We start from the raw sequence: 15,167 nt of genomic DNA, 5'->3' as shown, positions 1-15,167 counted from the left end.
GTCGGTCCGACGATGGGCCACAATATTGCGGAGGAAATCCATGAACAAGGCAGAGCTGATTGACGCCCTGACCGAGAAGTTGGGGTCTGACAGGAGGAGCGCCACAGAGGCTGTCGAGAACATCGTCGACACCATCGTGCGCGCCGTCCACCGTGGCGAGAGTGTCACCATCACGGGATTCGGTGTGTTCGAGCAGCGTCGTCGCGCAGCTCGCGTCGCTCGTAACCCCCGCACCGGCGAGACCGTACGCGTGAAGCCGACCAATGTTCCGGCATTCCGTCCCGGTGCTCAGTTCAAGGCAGTCATCGCGGGCGGCCAGAAGCTTCCCGCCACCGGCCCTGCCGTCAAGCGTGGATCTGCTTCGGCTCCTGCCAAGAAGACTGCGGCAGCGAAGAAGACCGCCGCCAAGAAGGCAGCAGTCAAGACCACCGCACGCAAGACCACTGCGGCCGCGAAGAAGGCGGCTCCCGCCAAGACGACGCCGCGCAAGACAGCTCCGGCGAAGACTGCAGCCAAGAAGGCGGCTCCCGCCAAGACGACGGCCCGCAAGACGGTAGCCAAGAAGGCTCCGGCGAAGACCGCGGCCAAGAAGACCACCACGACTGCAGCAGCGGCCAAGAAGGCTCCGGCGAAGACCGCGGCCAAGAAGACGGCAGCCAAGAAGGCTCCCGCAAAGCGCACAGCACGCAAGTAGTTTCACAGCACTGGTTCGACGAACAAGGCCCCGCGGAAGAAATCTCGCGGGGCCTTGTTTCGTGCTGAGACTCGGTTCAGCTACCGGCAGGGGTCGGCGGTAGTGGACTGGCCAGATGATCGGCAGCGAGCAGCTTCCCGTCTCGAAGGGACAGCACCCACACACTGCCTTTGCGATTTCGGTTCGGGGGAAGCGTGACGCCATCGCGGTCCGCCCACCATTGAAGCAGATCGGGAATTACCTTGCCCTGACTGCAGATCGTCTGGACGCCTCCGAGACCAGCGATGTCGAGCGCTCGCTGCCGGGCCTCCTGGGGAGCGTCCCAATAGCCTTCCTCGGACAACAGCGGCTCCAGCGTGATCTGGACGGAAAGGGAATCGGCCAACGGTTGAACCGTCTGAACGCACCGGCGTCGGTTGGCCGCGTGTACCGAGTCGGCGCCGAATGCGGACAGTTGAGAAACCAAGGCGGCCGCCTGAGCCTCACCTACGGAATCGAGCGGTCGCAAGGCATCGTCGCCCTTGTATCGCGAGCGTCGCCCGGCGTTGGCGTGACGGACGAGCAGGACGGTCTCGGTGTCGACGGGTTGCTTGAGAAACCGGCGGAGAATCTTGTGGTCCATCGGGTAGGACAGCTGTTGCACGGCTTCCTTGGGTGGTACCCAACGTAGTTCGTCGACTTCGGCGTTCGGCTCGAATTTTCCGTCCTCTGCCTTCGCTGCCCAATAGTCGACCTTCTTCATCTTGCGATGTCCTGGAATCGGATAGGTCACAGTGGAAAGGTAGCGACCGAGTCGAGAATCGAACCCGGTCTCCTCCGCTACCTCTCGGACGGCTGCGTCGACCGACGTCTCACCTGGATCGATCTTGCCTTTGGGGAACGACCAATCGTCGTACTTCGGGCGGTGGACGATTGCAACCTGCATCTCGTTGTCACCGTCGGGAGAGTTTCGCCACAAGACGGCGCCGGCGGCGAATATGTTTGCACGCAAGGGTTTGTCGCCGCCAGACATCAAGACGCCTGGTTCCGCCGGCTGCGCATCAGTTCACCCTGGTGCTCGCGGACGCTTTCTCCCTGAGCCGGCGACGCCGCCCAGCCACCGTCGGGTTGTAGAATCCAGCATCGGGTTGTCGGGTCGAGCGCCGATTCGAAGATGTCGTGCAGCTGGCCGGTCAGACGTGGATCTTTGACCTGCGCCATGACCTCTACGCGTCGGTCGAGGTTTCGGTGCATCATGTCGGCACTGCCGATCCAGAACTCGTCCGCGCCGCGGAAATTGAGGACGCGTGAGTGCTCGAGGAAGCGGCCGAGGATCGATCGAACTTCGATGTTCTCACTCAATCCGGGCACACCTGGCTTCAGCGCACAGATTCCGCGGACCACGACCTCGACCGGCACTCCGGCCGCGGACGCGCGGTACAGCGCGTCGATGACCTGTTCGTCGACGAGCGCGTTGGCCTTCAGTCGGATACCCGCCTCGCGTCCCGCCTTCAGATACTCGACTTCCGCTTCGATGCGTTCGATGATGCCGCGACGCACACCGTATGGAGCGACGAGAAGGTTGCGGTAGCTGGTCTTGCGCGAATAACCGGTCAGCGAATTGAAAAGGTCGGTCAGATCGGCGCCGATCTCGGGCGAGGAAGTCAGCAGGCCCACATCCTCGTAGATTCGAGCTGTCTTGGGGTTGTAGTTGCCCGTTCCGATATGGCAGTAGCGGCGAATGACCGATCCCTCGCGCCGCACGACCAGGCACGTCTTGCAGTGCGTCTTCAGTCCGACGAGACCGTACACGACATGGACGCCCGCCTTCTCCAGCTTTCGCGCCCATTCGATGTTCGCCTGCTCGTCGAAGCGCGCCTTGATCTCGACGAGTGCAACCACCTGCTTACCTGCGCCGGCAGCATCGACGAGCGCGTTGACGATCGGTGAGTCTCCGGACGTGCGATACAAGGTCTGCTTGATCGCCAGTACCTGTGGATCTGCTGCGGCTTGCTCGATGAAGCGCTGCACACTGGTGGAGAAGGAGTCGTACGGGTGATGGACAAGCACATCGCCGTCCCGCAGCGTCGAGAACACGCTCTTGGGTGTCTCGCGCTCGCCGAAAGCCGGATGTGTCGCTGGAACGAAAGGGGCGTCCTTGAGCGTCGGCCTGTCGACGCCGTACACCTGCCACAGGCAGGACAGATCGAGCAACCCTGGCACCTGAATTACATCGCTCGGGTCGACGTCCAGCTCGCGCAACAGCAGTTCGAGCATGTGCTCGGTCATGTCGTCGGCGATCTCGAGCCGAACCGGAGAGCCGAAGCGGCGTCGTGCCAGCTCACGCTCGAGCGCTTGGAGCAGATCTTCGTCCCGGTCCTCTTCGACCTCGAAGTCGGCGTTACGGGTGATGCGGAAGGCGTGGCTCTCCACCACGTCCATTCCGGGGAAGAGCACGTCGAGGTGCGCCGAGATCACCTCTTCCATGGACAGGAATGCATCGACTCGATGACCACCGTCACCGCGACGCACCCGAACGAATCGATCGACGTTGTCGGGAACCTTCACACGTGCGAAGTGCTCGCCCGAGGTGGCGTAATCCTTAACTGTGACAGCGAGATTGAGGCTGAGACCGCTGATGTAGGGGAACGGGTGCGCTGGATCGACCGCAAGAGGGGTGAGGACCGGAAACACTTGCTCGTGGAAATAGGTCGACAGTCGACCGCGTTCGTCCGAGTCGAGATCGGACCAGCGAATGATCTCGATGCCGACCGCGGTGAGCTCCGGAAGAATGGCGTCGAGCAGAACACGGGCGTGACGGCGCGCCAGTTCCTGAGTGCGTTCACCGATCAAGGCGAGTTGTTCACGAGGGGTCAGCCCGTCGGCCGATCGTACGGACAGACCGGTTTCGTCGCGACGTTTGAGGCCGGCGACGCGAACCATGTAGAACTCGTCGAGATTCGAGGCGAAGATTGCCAGGAACTTCGCACGCTCCAGCAGTGGGAGAGAGGAGTCCTCAGCGAGTGCAAGTACTCGTGAATTGAAGTCCAGCCAGCTCAATTCGCGGTTCAGATAACGGTTTTCGGGTAACGCCTCTTTGGCATCGGGAGCGTGCGGTTCAGTTGCCGCAGGAAGCGCGGCCGGACTCGAGGCCGAAGTCGTGGCCGGCGGCGGACTGATCGGACCGTCATCGGTGCGATGTCCCGGGGCTGTCGTTGCGGCGGAGTCGGCTTCTGTTTCGCTGTTGCTCACCGCTCGATCATCCCCTATAGCCGTGACCGGTGAAACTCGGATCGATGAATTGTGTCCGACTCGCTCGCCGCGGTCGAGTCGACTACCACCCCAGCGACCGCAGAACTGCAGCGGTCGCCTGCCCGACGCCGAGGATGTGAGCCTCCCGCACATCGTCGATGGTGTCGACGTCGAGCCGGAGACCGGGCCAGTGTCCGTCGAGATCGTATGCGCCCGACTCGCGGTGCCGCCGCGCCGAGGACGGTCCGAACAGCGGTGCGAACTCACCGGACGACCCGTCGACGATCAAGGCGGCAGTGCCCGTTCCGTGATGATCGCTCACGACGGACCTCGCATGCCCACGAGCCGCGAGGTAGGCCTGCGCCAGCTCGGCGGTTCGGAGGGCGGGAAGGTCCGCCTGCAAAGCGATGATGTCGTCACTTCCCTCGGCGCGCACTATCGAGGCCGCCGCCTCGAAGGCCGAGTTGAGTCGCGCAACGGAGTCCAAGGGTGTTCGGTCACACGGTTCCTTCACCACCCGGGCGCCCAAGTCGACTGCGGCGGCGGCTATGGAAGGATCCGGCGTGACGACAGTGATGGCCGAGACGGCATCGACCGCGCGCGCGGCGACGACGGTGTCCCGGAACATTGCAGCGACCAGTCGGGCGCGATCGATGTCGGCGAAGGCATCGGCCAGACGCGTCTTGGCTGCGGCGAGATCCTTGACTGCGATCACCACGTGCGCGGTACTCATGACCTCGATCCTGCCAGCGGTACTGCAGCCGTCACCGTTCGACCTCGGCGGGCGAGGCGGGACGTTAGTGTTGGGCGGCGGTCCGTGGGCTTTCGAGGTGTCCACGTACTCGGGTGGGTCAGTGAGTGGACGAATCGACGAAGGTGGCTTTCGATGACCAGAGCAGCGGTACTCGGTTCCGGATCCTGGGGGACGGCGTACGCCAAAGTGTTGGCCGACGCAGGCACCGACGTGACGATGTGGGCTCGGCGGTCCGAGCTCGCCACCGCAATCGCCGAAGGACACGAAAACCCCGATTACCTACCCGGCATCACTCTGCCCGACAACATCACCGCCACCAGCGATCCCGAACGCGCTCTCGAGGGTGCCGACATCGTGGTTCTCGCGGTTCCGTCGCAATCGCTTCGAGCCAACCTCGCCGAGTGGACCGACTCGATTCCGAAAGACGCCACTCTGCTGAGCCTTGCCAAAGGAATCGAGACCGGAACGCTGCTGCGGATGAGTCAGGTCATCGCACAGGTGACGGGTGCCGATCCAAGCCGAATCGCATCATTGTCGGGGCCGAACCTGGCACGCCCGATCGCGGAGGGCCAGCCGGCCGCGACAGTCATCGCCTGTTCGGATTCCCGGCGTGCACTCGAGGTTCAGAAGGCCTGTGCCACAGGATACTTCCGGCCTTACACCAATACAGACGTGATCGGCTGCGAGATCGGTGGAGCGTGCAAGAACGTCATCGCGCTTGCGTGCGGCATGGCCAGCGGGGTGGGGTACGGGGAGAACACCCTCGCCTCGATCATGACGAGAGGACTCGCGGAGATAATTCGTCTCGGCACGGCGCTCGGCGCGAAGCCCGCGACGCTGGCCGGCCTCGCGGGCGTCGGGGATCTCGTTGCGACGTGTACGTCCACGCTGTCGCGGAATCGAACCTTCGGTGAGCGTCTGGGGGCAGGCGGATCGATGGAGAGCGCCCAGGAAGCCGCACACGGACAGGTCGCCGAGGGCGTGAAGTCGTGCACTTCGGTGCGCGCGCTTGCCGAGAGCTACGACGTCGAGATGCCGTTGACCGATGCCGTCCACCGGGTGTGTCACGAGGGGCTGTCCGTCCCCGACGCCGTAGGGCATCTCCTCGGACGCAGAATCAAGCCCGAGTAGCACCGACGGAGTAGTTCGGCCAAGGGCGACGGGTCGCGCTCGAAGATCGCTCGGACGGTACGGTGGGTCACCGTGAGTCGATCCCGTATCAAAGTTGCCGTGATCTTCGGCGGACGAAGCAATGAGCACGCGGTTTCCTGCGTCTCCGCAGGCAGTGTGCTCCGGCACATCGACCCCGAGCGCTACGACGTCGTGCCTGTCGGCATCACGAAGGAGGGCGCGTGGGTGCTCGGAGCGCAGGACGTCGCTGAACTCGCCATCCACGGCCGAGTGCTGCCGAGTGTGGACAAGAACTCGACGGCGCTGACCTTGTCCGCCGATCCTGGCCGGAAGGGCGCACTGCTCTCGTTGGGCGACGATGACGCAGGCTCGGTCCTGTCCTCGGTCGACGTCGTATTTCCGTTGCTGCACGGTGCATACGGTGAGGACGGCACAGTTCAAGGGTTACTGGAATTAGCAGGGGTCCCGTATGTCGGACCGGGCGTCCTTGCGAGCGCGGCCGGTATGGACAAGGAGTTCACCAAGAAACTTCTTGCGGCCGAAGGACTTCCCGTGGGCCGACAGGTTGTGCTCAGGCGTGGTGTCGAGTCCCTGACTGCCGAGCAGAAGGAGTTCCTGGGCCTACCGGTGTTCGTCAAACCCTCTCGAGGGGGATCCTCCATCGGGATCAGTCGCGTCAGCAATTGGGATCGACTGGCCGGTGCGATCACGCATGCTCGCGTCCACGATCCGAAAGTGATCGTCGAAGGCGCAATCGCGGGTCGTGAGGTCGAATGCGGAGTGCTGGAGTTCCCGGACGGTTCCGTGCGTGCGAGCGTTGTCGCCGAAATCCGCATGCGCGACGCCCCGGTGGACGATCACGCGTTCTACGACTTCGACAGTAAGTACCTCGACGACGTTTGTGAATTCGACGTTCCCGCGGTTCTCTCTCAGGACGTCAGCGACGAGATCCGCCGGATCGCCGTGGACGCGTTCCGAGCGCTGGATTGCCAGGGTCTCGCCCGGGTCGACCTGTTCGTCACCGAGGACGGACCGATCATCAACGAAATCAACACTATGCCCGGCTTCACCTCGATCTCGATGTTCCCGAAGATGTGGGATGCCGCGGGAGTCGACTACCGCACCCTGATCGACACGCTCATCGAGACGGCATTGGCGCGCGGCACCGGGCTCAGGTAGCCGAGGTCACTGCAGAGGTGCAGGGTCGAGCGCGGTCTGCGGCAACGCTCCCGCGATCGAGTCCGATGCGTCCTGCAGCGGGGTCGGTCCGGAACCGCCGGGAACCGTCAGTGCCACGTACACCGGTCGGTCGACGGTGTACCAGGTACTTGCATCGATTCCCGTGTCGGCTCCCGATACCTCGAACCACTGAACGCCGTTGATCACCTGAAGCGCGGATGCCACGTCGAATCCGGCAGGACGAGGCAGACCGCATCGAAGAACTATCGCCTCGGACACATCGTCGTCGGGGGCGTACGCGCGTGCGCCTGCCGGTGCGGGATCCACGAGTTCGGCCTGTGTGTAATCGCCAAGGGCTTCGGGAAGCGCGTCCAGCAGTGTCACGCAGTCCGAACTGTCAGCAGCGGGAGCATCGACCGGCCCAAGCGCCTCCGGGGGGCGTGTTGCATCACCGGACACCGTGACGGCGGCGACGATGACCCCGACCAGCAACGCGATGGGCAAGGCCACAGCCGTCGCGATGAGGGCCGGGTGACGCCGCTCGGACGACTCGGGTTCCGGCGATGGGGCTTCGATTGTCATCATCTTCCGCTCGGATATAGAAGGACAGACAGTCGGGTCAGGCGGGGATCTCCGCGACCTGACACGTCAACGTCCGGGTGATCGTGTCGACTTTCTGTACGCGAGCGACGATTGCGGTCAGTTCGTCCTCGTCCTCGGCCACGATACGGACGACGACGTCGTACGGCCCGAGCACGGCCTCTGCCGATTCGACTCCACGAACCTCGTGCAGCGCCGATGCGACCAGAGCGGATCGACCCACCTCTGTCTGTACGAGGATGAACGCTTGCACCATCGTCGGCCCTTTCCGAATGTCCCGGCAGTACCCGAAGGTAGTGTCGCGGTGGTCTCGCATTACGGGCGTCTTCGCACCCGACAAGCGCGGTTGTCGGTAAGAAGGTACCGCAGCGGTCGGAGTCGGTCCGCGCGAGAGGGGAGCCAGGTGGTCACAACGGAAAAGAGGAAGAACATCGACATCGGTGCTGACCGAGACGAATCCCACAGTCCGACGGTCGCTGAGGTCGGGGAGTTCGGCGTGATCGACCGTTCGACGAGCGGCCGGATCCAATCGAGCCACACGATCCTCGGGCCGGGCGACGACGCTGCAGTCGTTGCCGCTGCAGACGGTCGAGTGGTCGCGACGACGGATATGTTGGTGGAGGGCAGGCACTTCCGGCTCGATTGGTCGAGCCCGATCGACATCGGACGGAAGGCCGTCGCGCAGAATGGGGCCGACATTTCGGCCATGGGGGCTCGCTGCACCGGATTCCTCGTTGCTCTCGGGTGCCCTGCAACCACGTCGGTGGAGGTGACGGACGGTCTGTCCGAGGGTCTCTGGCGCGAAGCGCAACGCGCCGGTTGCTCGATCATCGGCGGCGATCTCGTCCAGTCCGAGGAGCTCGTGATTTCCGTCACCGCACTCGGCGATCTCGAAGGACGACCGCCGGTGCTGCGGTCGGGGGCACGCCCGGGTGATGTCGTCGCCGTCGTCGGACATCTCGGTTGGTCGGCCGCTGGTCTCGCAGTGCTCGAATCGGGTCGGACGGGGCATGCGGTACTCGTCGACGCTCACCGAGTTCCGACTCCCGAGTACGAACAAGGTGTATTCGCTGCACTGGCGGGAGCGACCTCGCTGACCGATGTGTCCGACGGCCTCGTCGCCGATCTGGGCCACATCGCGCAGGCCTCCTCGGTCTCGGTCGACATTGACAGTGCACTATTGGACGTCGGCGAAGAGATCGTCTCTGCCGCAGCGGACTTGGGTGTGCCAGTCCTGTCCTGGGTTCTGGGCGGAGGTGAAGACCACGTGTTCGCTGCGACGTTTCCCCAGACGGCACGGATTCCTGACGGCTGGACGGTGGTGGGGCACGTGGCAGGTCCTTCGGTGTCGCCGACGGTGACAGTGGACGGAGCGCCGTTCTCCGGTTCCGCCGGATGGTCCAGCTTCGACGGGAGCACCTCGTGACTGCGAAACCGCTGCAGGACATAGTCGAAAAAGGTTGGGCCACAGCGCTGGAACCGGTCGAGGAACAGATAGCGGCCATGGGGGAGATGCTCCGCGCGGAAGTGGAAGCCGGACGTAACTACCTCCCGTCCGGAGGGAACGTGCTTCGCGCATTCACCCGACCGTTCGCCGACGTCAGGGTATTGATCGTCGGGCAGGATCCGTACCCGACTCCTGGGCATGCCGTCGGGTTGAGCTTTTCGGTCGCACCCGACGTCCGGCCAGTTCCCCGCAGTCTGGCCAACATCTTCAAGGAGTACACCACCGATCTCGGGTTCCCGACTCCATCCAACGGTGATCTCTCGCCATGGGCCGATCAGGGTGTGCTGTTGCTCAACCGCGTTCTGACGGTGCAACCCGGTGTTGCGGGGTCGCATCGCCGGAAGGGGTGGGAAGCGGTGACGGAGCAGGCGATTCGAGCTCTCGTCGCGCGAGGTGACAGGGACGATACGGCCGGATTGGTTGCCATTCTGTGGGGCCGCGATGCCGCCACACTCAAACCGATGCTCGGTTCGACGCAGTGCATCGAGTCGGCGCATCCGTCACCGCTCTCGGCGTCGCGCGGCTTCTTCGGATCGACGCCGTTCAGTCGTGCCAACGACTTGCTCGTCGCGGGAGGTCACGAACCCATCGACTGGAGACTGCCGTAGCCGGAGATCTACGCGAAGTCGGGTCGACGCTTTTCCACGAAGGCGTCGACTCCTTCGCGTCCGGTCGGACCGTCGGCGGCCGCGGCGATCGACGCGGCCTCGGCATCGAGTTGCTCTGCCAGAGTGTGGGCGTCGGACTTCTGCAGTAGTGCCTTGACGCCCTCGAACGCCGCGGTCGGTCCGGCAGCAAGGGTACGGGCAAGGCGCTGCGCCTCGCTGACGATGATGTCGTCACCGACCAGTCGACTGAGAATGCCGAGTCGGACAGCTTCCTCACCGTGCACGACCGAATCGCTGAGCAGAATATCGCGGGCACGAGCCGGTCCGACGATTCGCGGAAGTGTCCATGTCAGACCACCATCCGGGGTGAGGCCGATGCCCGAATACGCCGGGCGCAATTTGGTCGAGCGTCCACCGATCGCAACATCGGCGTGGCATACCAAGCTCATCCCTGCGCCTGCTGCCCATCCCTGGACACCGGCGACGACAGGAACGGTGCACGCGGCAAGTTCGATCACGAAGCGATGGAACTCGTCGGCCACACCTCGCACGTAGGTGCCGCGATCGGGGGCGGCTGCGAAAGCCCGGACGTTTCCGCCTGCGCAGAAATTAGTACCCGAGCCGATGAGAAGTACGGCACCTGCGGTCAGTTTTCCTGCATTGAGCGCCTGCAGTGCGCGCGCTCCGTCCACCATGGCGGCGCCGCTCAGTGAAGTGCCGGCCGCGTCTGTCGCCACAGTGATCTGCAGTACTCCGTCGACGAGGTCGACCGTCCCGGTGCTTTCGGAAGTTGTCACGATTTGCACTGTAACGTGTGCCCGTCGGCGACCGTCACAACGGTGTTCCCTACCTCTGTAGCGAACAAAAACTGTGCCCCGCGACCAGGTTCGGTCGCGGGGCACAGTTTTGTACTCGTTCTCGGGGGCAGGTATCAGCCCCGAACCACCTTGCCCGCCTTGAGGCAGGAAGTGCAGACGTTCATGCGCTTGGAGTTGCCGGGGGCAACCTGAGCGTGAACGGTCTGGATGTTCGGGTTCCAACGACGGTTGGTCCGTCGGTGCGAGTGCGAGACCGACTTACCGAAGCCGGGCCCTTTGGCGCATACGTCGCAGACGGCAGCCATAGTCGCGAACTCCTTGATAGATGATTGAGCATTAACATGAGGGCGGTTGCGCCAAAGAACGAGACGCACATAAGCACGCCGCTCCTCTTAGGGCAACCCTGCAAGAATAGCGGCGTACCCGGATTTCACCAAACCGCCACCTGAAATGGTGGCTGAACGGCCTCCGGAACTGTTCGAGTCTAGGCTTGCTGTGGCCGAATCGAGGGGGACGGGGGTCGTGACGGACATGGGTGAGGTGGTCGACCGTCAGGGATCGGTGGCGGTGACGGAACTGGGCGCCGATGAGCTCCGGCAGTGGGCTTATCGCTGTGTCGACGGTCTCACCGACCGGCGCGAGGAAATCAACGAACTGAACGTGTTTCCCATACCCGATTCCGATACGGGCACGAACCTGGTGTTCACCGTGCGATCCGCAGTCGAGTGCATGCGAAGTGCAGGCCCGGACGCCGATCTTGCCGCCGTTGCCTCGAGTCTCGCTCGAGGTGCGGTGGCGGGAGCCCGTGGCAACTCCGGTGTCATCGTGTCTCAGGTGATGCGCGCGCTGGCCGAGGAATGCCGCGGCGGCCGCCTCGATGGTCCTGGTGTGGCGCGCGTTCTCGGGCGGGCATCGAACCTCGTCGTCGATGTCGTCAGCGTTCCCGTGGAGGGGACCATCGTGACGGTTCTGGCCGTCGCAGCCGAGGCGGCTGCCGAGTCGGCGGGATCCGATCTCGCATCGGTCGTGCATCGCGCGAGTGAGTCCGCTTCGACGGCACTCGATCGGACACGATCGCAATTGTCGGTCCTCGATGCCGCGGGTGTCGTCGATGCCGGTGCTCTTGGGCTCGTCATCATGCTCGATTGCTTCTCGGCCGTGGTGACAGGAACGCTGCCCACTCGTCCGCGATACCACCGCGCCATCGTCGCTTCGAACCCGACGAAGTTTCGATCGGTGACGGAGGCCGAGCATCACCATCATGGCGGATCGTCGATAAATGGGTACGAGGTTCTCTACCGAGTGACGGACATCGCCGAGGACGATGTAGTGGCGCTCCGGTCTGCACTCACCGAACTGGGTGACTCGACGGTGGTCGCCGGTGACGGTGAGGGCAGCTGGTCCGTGCACGTGCATACGGCCAATGCGGGTCTGGCAGTAGAGGTAGGACTCGACGTCGGTCGAGTGCACGACATTCGCATCGACGCGCTGAGCACGGTGGGTTGTGTGGACGGGCCGTCGACGACGGACAGCAACGACGTTCACGGGAGAGACATTCTTGCCGTCGTCGCAGGCGACGGCGCCGAGCAACTTTACGTGGGCGAGGGTGCCGCTGTACTTCGGTGCGACACGAGAAGGATCGGTACGGCGGAGCTGTGCGATGCCATCCTGCGCGCCGAACACACGGAGGTGCTCGTCCTTCCCAACGGTGCGCTCTCCGCTCAGGAGCTGGTCTCGGTGTCCATCGCCTCGCGCACTGCGGGCAAGGACGTTCTCATGCTTCCCTCCTCGTCGATGGTTCAGGGTTTGGCGGCGCTCGCCGTACACGACCCGTCGCGGGCTGCGGTGGACGACGCCTTCGCGATGTCCGAGGCCGCGGCGGGCACGCGCTGGGCATCGCTGCAGATCGCGAACGAGATCTCCCTCACGTGGGTCGGAATGTGCGAGCCTGGCAACGGCCTCGGTCTGGCGGGCCGTGAGGTAGTGGTGATCGGTCAGGACGTGCTCGCGGCCGGCCGCGCCCTGCTGGATCAATTGTTGTCGGTGGGTGGTGAGATGGTGACGATGCTGCACGGCGAGCCGGTGGCCGGACATCCCGATCCGGCGGACGTTGTCGAAGGACTGGCGGTCTACGTCGCGGATCGTCATCCTGGCATCGAAGTGGTCGTCTATGCAGGCGGACAGCCCGGAGACGTGGTGCAGCTCGGCGTCGAGTGACCTGCGGTAGTAGTGGGCGGTAGTAGTGGGCGGTAGTAGTGGAAGGACAGGGCGAGCAACACGATGGTCGGCTTATCGGATCGACTCGACGTTGTCCTGGGCAAGAAGGTCGCGGAACCTTTGGCGGAGCTGTTCGAGCTGCTGACCGTCGAGGATCTCCTGCGGTACTACCCGCATCGATACATGACGCAGGGCGCGGAACTGACTGAAAAAGAACCGCCCGAAGGAGAGCACATCACCATCGTCGCGACCATCACGGCTGCGAAAGTGCGCGACATGAAGGCCCGAAAAGGACAATTCCTCGCGGTCACGCTCGCCGCCGACGGCCAGCAGATCGACGCGACCTTCTTCAGCCCTCACAAACTCAGACATGTGCTCGTGCCCGGCCGAAAGGGAATGTTCTCGGGCAAGGTCAAGTACTTCGGTCGACGGTGGAATCTGACGCACCCCGGGTACGTCATCCTCGGCGGAGACGACGAGGACGGAGCCGTTGTCCCGCAGGGCAGAATCGTCGGTGGTGGGGCACTGGCAGGGGTGGCGCGCGGGGCGGTGGATGCAACAGGCAGCGTCGACATGTCGGTGTTCGACCGTCGGTTCGTTCCGTTGTATCCGGCGTCGAAGGAGGTGGAGAGCTGGACGTTCATGCGTGCGGTTCGGCAGATTCTCGACGAACTCGACACCGTCGAGGACCCGGTGCCGGGCGACATCCTCGCCGAACGTGACCTGGTGTCACTGGACACCGCCTTGCACTGGATCCATTTTCCGGACTCCGTCGAGGAGAAGGAGAAAGCACGAGCGCGTCTGAAGTTCGACGAGGCCCTCGCCGTTCAGTTGGTGCTGGCAGCGAGGCGCCGCGACGTGTCCACGCGTGCAGCCCCGCCGTGCCCACCTGTCGCCGACGGCGTGGCGGCCCGGTTCGAGCAGCGTCTTCCGTTCACGCTCACCGCAGGACAGCAGCGGGTAGCCGAGGAAATCTCGAACGATCTGGCACGCGATCACCCGATGTCTCGCCTTCTGCAGGGTGAGGTCGGTTCCGGAAAGACGATCGTGGCGCTTCGGGCGATGCTGCAGGTGATCGACGCAGGTCATCAGTGCGCACTGTTGGCGCCCACAGAGGTCCTCGCGGCGCAGCACGCACGCTCGATCTCGATGATGCTGGGCACACTCGCGGGTGCAGGCGAGCTCGGTGCGGACGAACTGGCGATCAAGGTGACGTTGCTGACCGGTTCGATGGGAACTGCGGCGAAGAAGAAGGCTCTTCTGGACACGGTCACCGGCGACGCCGGCATCGTGATCGGTACTCATGCGCTCATCCAGGATCGCGTCGAGTTCATGGACCTTGCGATGGTCGTCGTCGACGAGCAGCACAGGTTCGGTGTCGAGCAACGCGATGCCTTGAGGTCGAAGGCGCGGGAGGGTTCGAACCCGCACCTACTCGTCATGACCGCAACCCCGATCCCTCGGACCATCGCGATGGCGTCGCTCGGTGATCTGGAAACCTCCACGCTCGACGAACTGCCGCGCGGACGGGCACCGATCATCAGCAATGTGGTGTCGTCGAAGGACAAACCTGCGTGGGTCGATCGCGCGTGGGCGCGCATCAAGGAAGAGGTGTCGCAGGGGCGCCAGGCGTACGTCGTGTGCTCTCGGATCGGCGGTGACGAGGCCGAGAAGAAGCCTCGGACCCGAAATGCCATGCACGACGACAATGTCCTTCCCGAGACGAAATCGGCGCTGGACATGTTCGAGATGCTGAGCTCCGGCCCGCTCGCGGATCTGCGGGTAGGTCTGTTGCACGGGCGCATGCATTCGGACGACAAGGACGCGGCCATGCAGGAATTCAACGCGGGCGAAATCGACGTGCTCGTCTGCACGACGGTCGTCGAGGTCGGCGTCGATGTCCCGAACGCCACGGTGATGGTCATAGTCGATGCGGATCGATTCGGCATCAGCCAACTCCACCAGCTTCGCGGTCGAATCGGCAGAGGCGGGCATCAAGGGCTCTGCATCATGATCAGCCAGCTCGGTTCGATGGGCCCTACATTCGCTCGGCTTCAATCGGTGGCGGCTACCAACGATGGATTCGAACTGGCGAAACTCGACCTCCAGACCAGGCGAGAAGGCGACGTTCTCGGTGCCGCGCAGTCCGGAACCGTCAGTAGTATGCGGCTCCTGTCGCTCATCGACGACGAAGACGTGATCGCCGACGCGCACGCATGCGCCCGGAGTCTGTTCGACGCCGATCCGGAGATGGTGGATCATCCAGGGATCGTGTCGATGATGAAGTCCGCGTGGAGATCGGACCGTGCGGACTACCTCGACAAGTCCTGAGTTCCTTCGATAGCGGTCCACTGCACCGTTCCAGAAGCCAAAACTGATCATTCTGTCCCACATCTCGAGACAGAGTTCACATCCGAGGTATCGGTCG

Annotated in this window: 14 protein-coding genes; 7 read left to right on the top strand and 7 right to left on the bottom strand. The window is 63.8% G+C overall.

What is annotated here, in order from left to right; translation table 11 throughout:
• Window positions 1-40: 40 nt before the first annotated feature.
• A complete protein-coding gene (locus ACODSO_RS16390) occupies window positions 41-694 on the top strand; it encodes an HU family DNA-binding protein (protein ID WP_489037838.1) in 654 nt (217 codons plus the stop codon).
• A 76-nt stretch (window positions 695-770) separates the two neighbouring features.
• Here the strand turns inward: ACODSO_RS16390 and ACODSO_RS16385 are convergent, their stop codons facing one another.
• The 3 genes from ACODSO_RS16385 to cofC all read right to left on the bottom strand — a co-directional run bounded on the left by ACODSO_RS16385 (window position 771) and on the right by cofC (window position 4,658).
• Complete coding sequence (locus ACODSO_RS16385; protein WP_489037836.1) at window positions 771-1,706, bottom strand: NUDIX hydrolase; 936 nt, start codon at window positions 1,704-1,706, stop codon at window positions 771-773.
• Window positions 1,706-3,853 carry an RNA degradosome polyphosphate kinase gene (locus ACODSO_RS16380; protein WP_489037883.1) on the bottom strand — a complete coding sequence of 716 codons (2,148 nt, stop codon included), beginning with the start codon at window positions 3,851-3,853 and terminating at the stop codon, window positions 1,706-1,708. Before ACODSO_RS16380 ends, ACODSO_RS16385 begins: the two co-directional genes overlap by 1 nt.
• Window positions 3,854-4,007: 154 nt before the next feature.
• Complete coding sequence (gene cofC, locus ACODSO_RS16375) at window positions 4,008-4,658, bottom strand: 2-phospho-L-lactate guanylyltransferase (RefSeq protein ID WP_197480783.1); 651 nt, start codon at window positions 4,656-4,658, stop codon at window positions 4,008-4,010.
• Window positions 4,659-4,811: 153 nt separating this feature from the next.
• Here cofC and ACODSO_RS16370 point away from each other — a divergent pair, with 153 nt between their 5' ends.
• Window positions 4,812-5,810 (top strand): NAD(P)H-dependent glycerol-3-phosphate dehydrogenase, encoded by a 999-nt coding sequence (locus ACODSO_RS16370; protein ID WP_068375345.1) that lies wholly within the window; start codon window positions 4,812-4,814, stop codon window positions 5,808-5,810.
• Window positions 5,811-5,882: 72 nt separating this feature from the next.
• The gene (locus ACODSO_RS16365) at window positions 5,883-6,989 is read left to right on the top strand and encodes a D-alanine--D-alanine ligase family protein (RefSeq protein ID WP_489037834.1); all 1,107 of its coding nucleotides are present in this window, start codon (window positions 5,883-5,885) and stop codon (window positions 6,987-6,989) included.
• 6 nt (window positions 6,990-6,995) lie between these two features.
• On the opposite strand, the gene ACODSO_RS16360 is transcribed toward ACODSO_RS16365, so the two are convergent.
• Window positions 6,996-7,571: a DUF3515 domain-containing protein gene (locus ACODSO_RS16360; protein ID WP_489037882.1), complete on the bottom strand. Its 576-nt coding sequence runs from the start codon at window positions 7,569-7,571 to the stop codon at window positions 6,996-6,998.
• A gap of 37 nt (window positions 7,572-7,608) precedes the next feature.
• Window positions 7,609-7,845 carry an Lrp/AsnC ligand binding domain-containing protein gene (locus tag ACODSO_RS16355; RefSeq protein WP_489037832.1) on the bottom strand — a complete coding sequence of 79 codons (237 nt, stop codon included), beginning with the start codon at window positions 7,843-7,845 and terminating at the stop codon, window positions 7,609-7,611.
• A 147-nt stretch (window positions 7,846-7,992) separates the two neighbouring features.
• Between ACODSO_RS16355 and ACODSO_RS16350 the strand changes: the two genes are divergently transcribed.
• Together ACODSO_RS16350 and ACODSO_RS16345 are read left to right on the top strand one after the other, a co-directional pair.
• Entirely contained in the window at window positions 7,993-9,015 is a 1,023-nt protein-coding gene (locus ACODSO_RS16350; protein ID WP_489037830.1) for a thiamine-phosphate kinase, read from the top strand.
• Complete coding sequence (locus ACODSO_RS16345; protein WP_489037828.1) at window positions 9,012-9,704, top strand: uracil-DNA glycosylase; 693 nt, start codon at window positions 9,012-9,014, stop codon at window positions 9,702-9,704. Before ACODSO_RS16350 ends, ACODSO_RS16345 begins: the two co-directional genes overlap by 4 nt.
• An 8-nt stretch (window positions 9,705-9,712) precedes the next feature.
• On the opposite strand, the gene ACODSO_RS16340 is transcribed toward ACODSO_RS16345, so the two are convergent.
• Together ACODSO_RS16340 and rpmB are read right to left on the bottom strand one after the other, a co-directional pair.
• On the bottom strand, window positions 9,713-10,501 hold the full coding sequence (locus tag ACODSO_RS16340) for an enoyl-CoA hydratase-related protein (RefSeq protein WP_489037826.1): 789 nt from the start codon (window positions 10,499-10,501) through the stop codon (window positions 9,713-9,715).
• A 134-nt stretch (window positions 10,502-10,635) separates the two neighbouring features.
• Window positions 10,636-10,827 (bottom strand): 50S ribosomal protein L28, encoded by a 192-nt coding sequence (rpmB, locus tag ACODSO_RS16335; RefSeq protein ID WP_008717389.1) that lies wholly within the window; start codon window positions 10,825-10,827, stop codon window positions 10,636-10,638.
• A 226-nt stretch (window positions 10,828-11,053) separates the two neighbouring features.
• On the opposite strand from rpmB, the gene ACODSO_RS16330 reads away from it, so the two are divergent.
• Together ACODSO_RS16330 and recG are read left to right on the top strand one after the other, a co-directional pair.
• Window positions 11,054-12,739 carry a DAK2 domain-containing protein gene (locus ACODSO_RS16330; protein ID WP_489037881.1) on the top strand — a complete coding sequence of 562 codons (1,686 nt, stop codon included), beginning with the start codon at window positions 11,054-11,056 and terminating at the stop codon, window positions 12,737-12,739.
• A gap of 63 nt (window positions 12,740-12,802) precedes the next feature.
• Window positions 12,803-15,070 (top strand): ATP-dependent DNA helicase RecG, encoded by a 2,268-nt coding sequence (gene recG / locus ACODSO_RS16325; RefSeq protein WP_489037824.1) that lies wholly within the window; start codon window positions 12,803-12,805, stop codon window positions 15,068-15,070.
• Window positions 15,071-15,167: the final 97 nt, after the last annotated feature.

Source organism: Rhodococcus sp. FG69 (assembly GCF_057808915.1).
Note: the sequence above shows the minus strand (reverse complement) of the source record. Positions and strands in the feature narration are given on the sequence as shown.

Coding starts and splice junctions, on each gene's coding strand:
- ACODSO_RS16390 (WP_489037838.1), top strand. CDS start 41: ATGAACAAGGCAGAGCTGATTGACGCCCTGACCGAGAAGTTGGGGTCT.
- ACODSO_RS16385 (WP_489037836.1), bottom strand. CDS start 1,706: ATGTCTGGCGGCGACAAACCCTTGCGTGCAAACATATTCGCCGCCGGC.
- cofC (WP_197480783.1), bottom strand. CDS start 4,658: ATGAGTACCGCGCACGTGGTGATCGCAGTCAAGGATCTCGCCGCAGCC.
- ACODSO_RS16370 (WP_068375345.1), top strand. CDS start 4,812: ATGACCAGAGCAGCGGTACTCGGTTCCGGATCCTGGGGGACGGCGTAC.
- ACODSO_RS16360 (WP_489037882.1), bottom strand. CDS start 7,571: ATGACAATCGAAGCCCCATCGCCGGAACCCGAGTCGTCCGAGCGGCGT.
- ACODSO_RS16355 (WP_489037832.1), bottom strand. CDS start 7,845: ATGGTGCAAGCGTTCATCCTCGTACAGACAGAGGTGGGTCGATCCGCT.
- rpmB (WP_008717389.1), bottom strand. CDS start 10,827: ATGGCTGCCGTCTGCGACGTATGCGCCAAAGGGCCCGGCTTCGGTAAG.
- ACODSO_RS16330 (WP_489037881.1), top strand. CDS start 11,054: ATGGGTGAGGTGGTCGACCGTCAGGGATCGGTGGCGGTGACGGAACTG.
- recG (WP_489037824.1), top strand. CDS start 12,803: ATGGTCGGCTTATCGGATCGACTCGACGTTGTCCTGGGCAAGAAGGTC.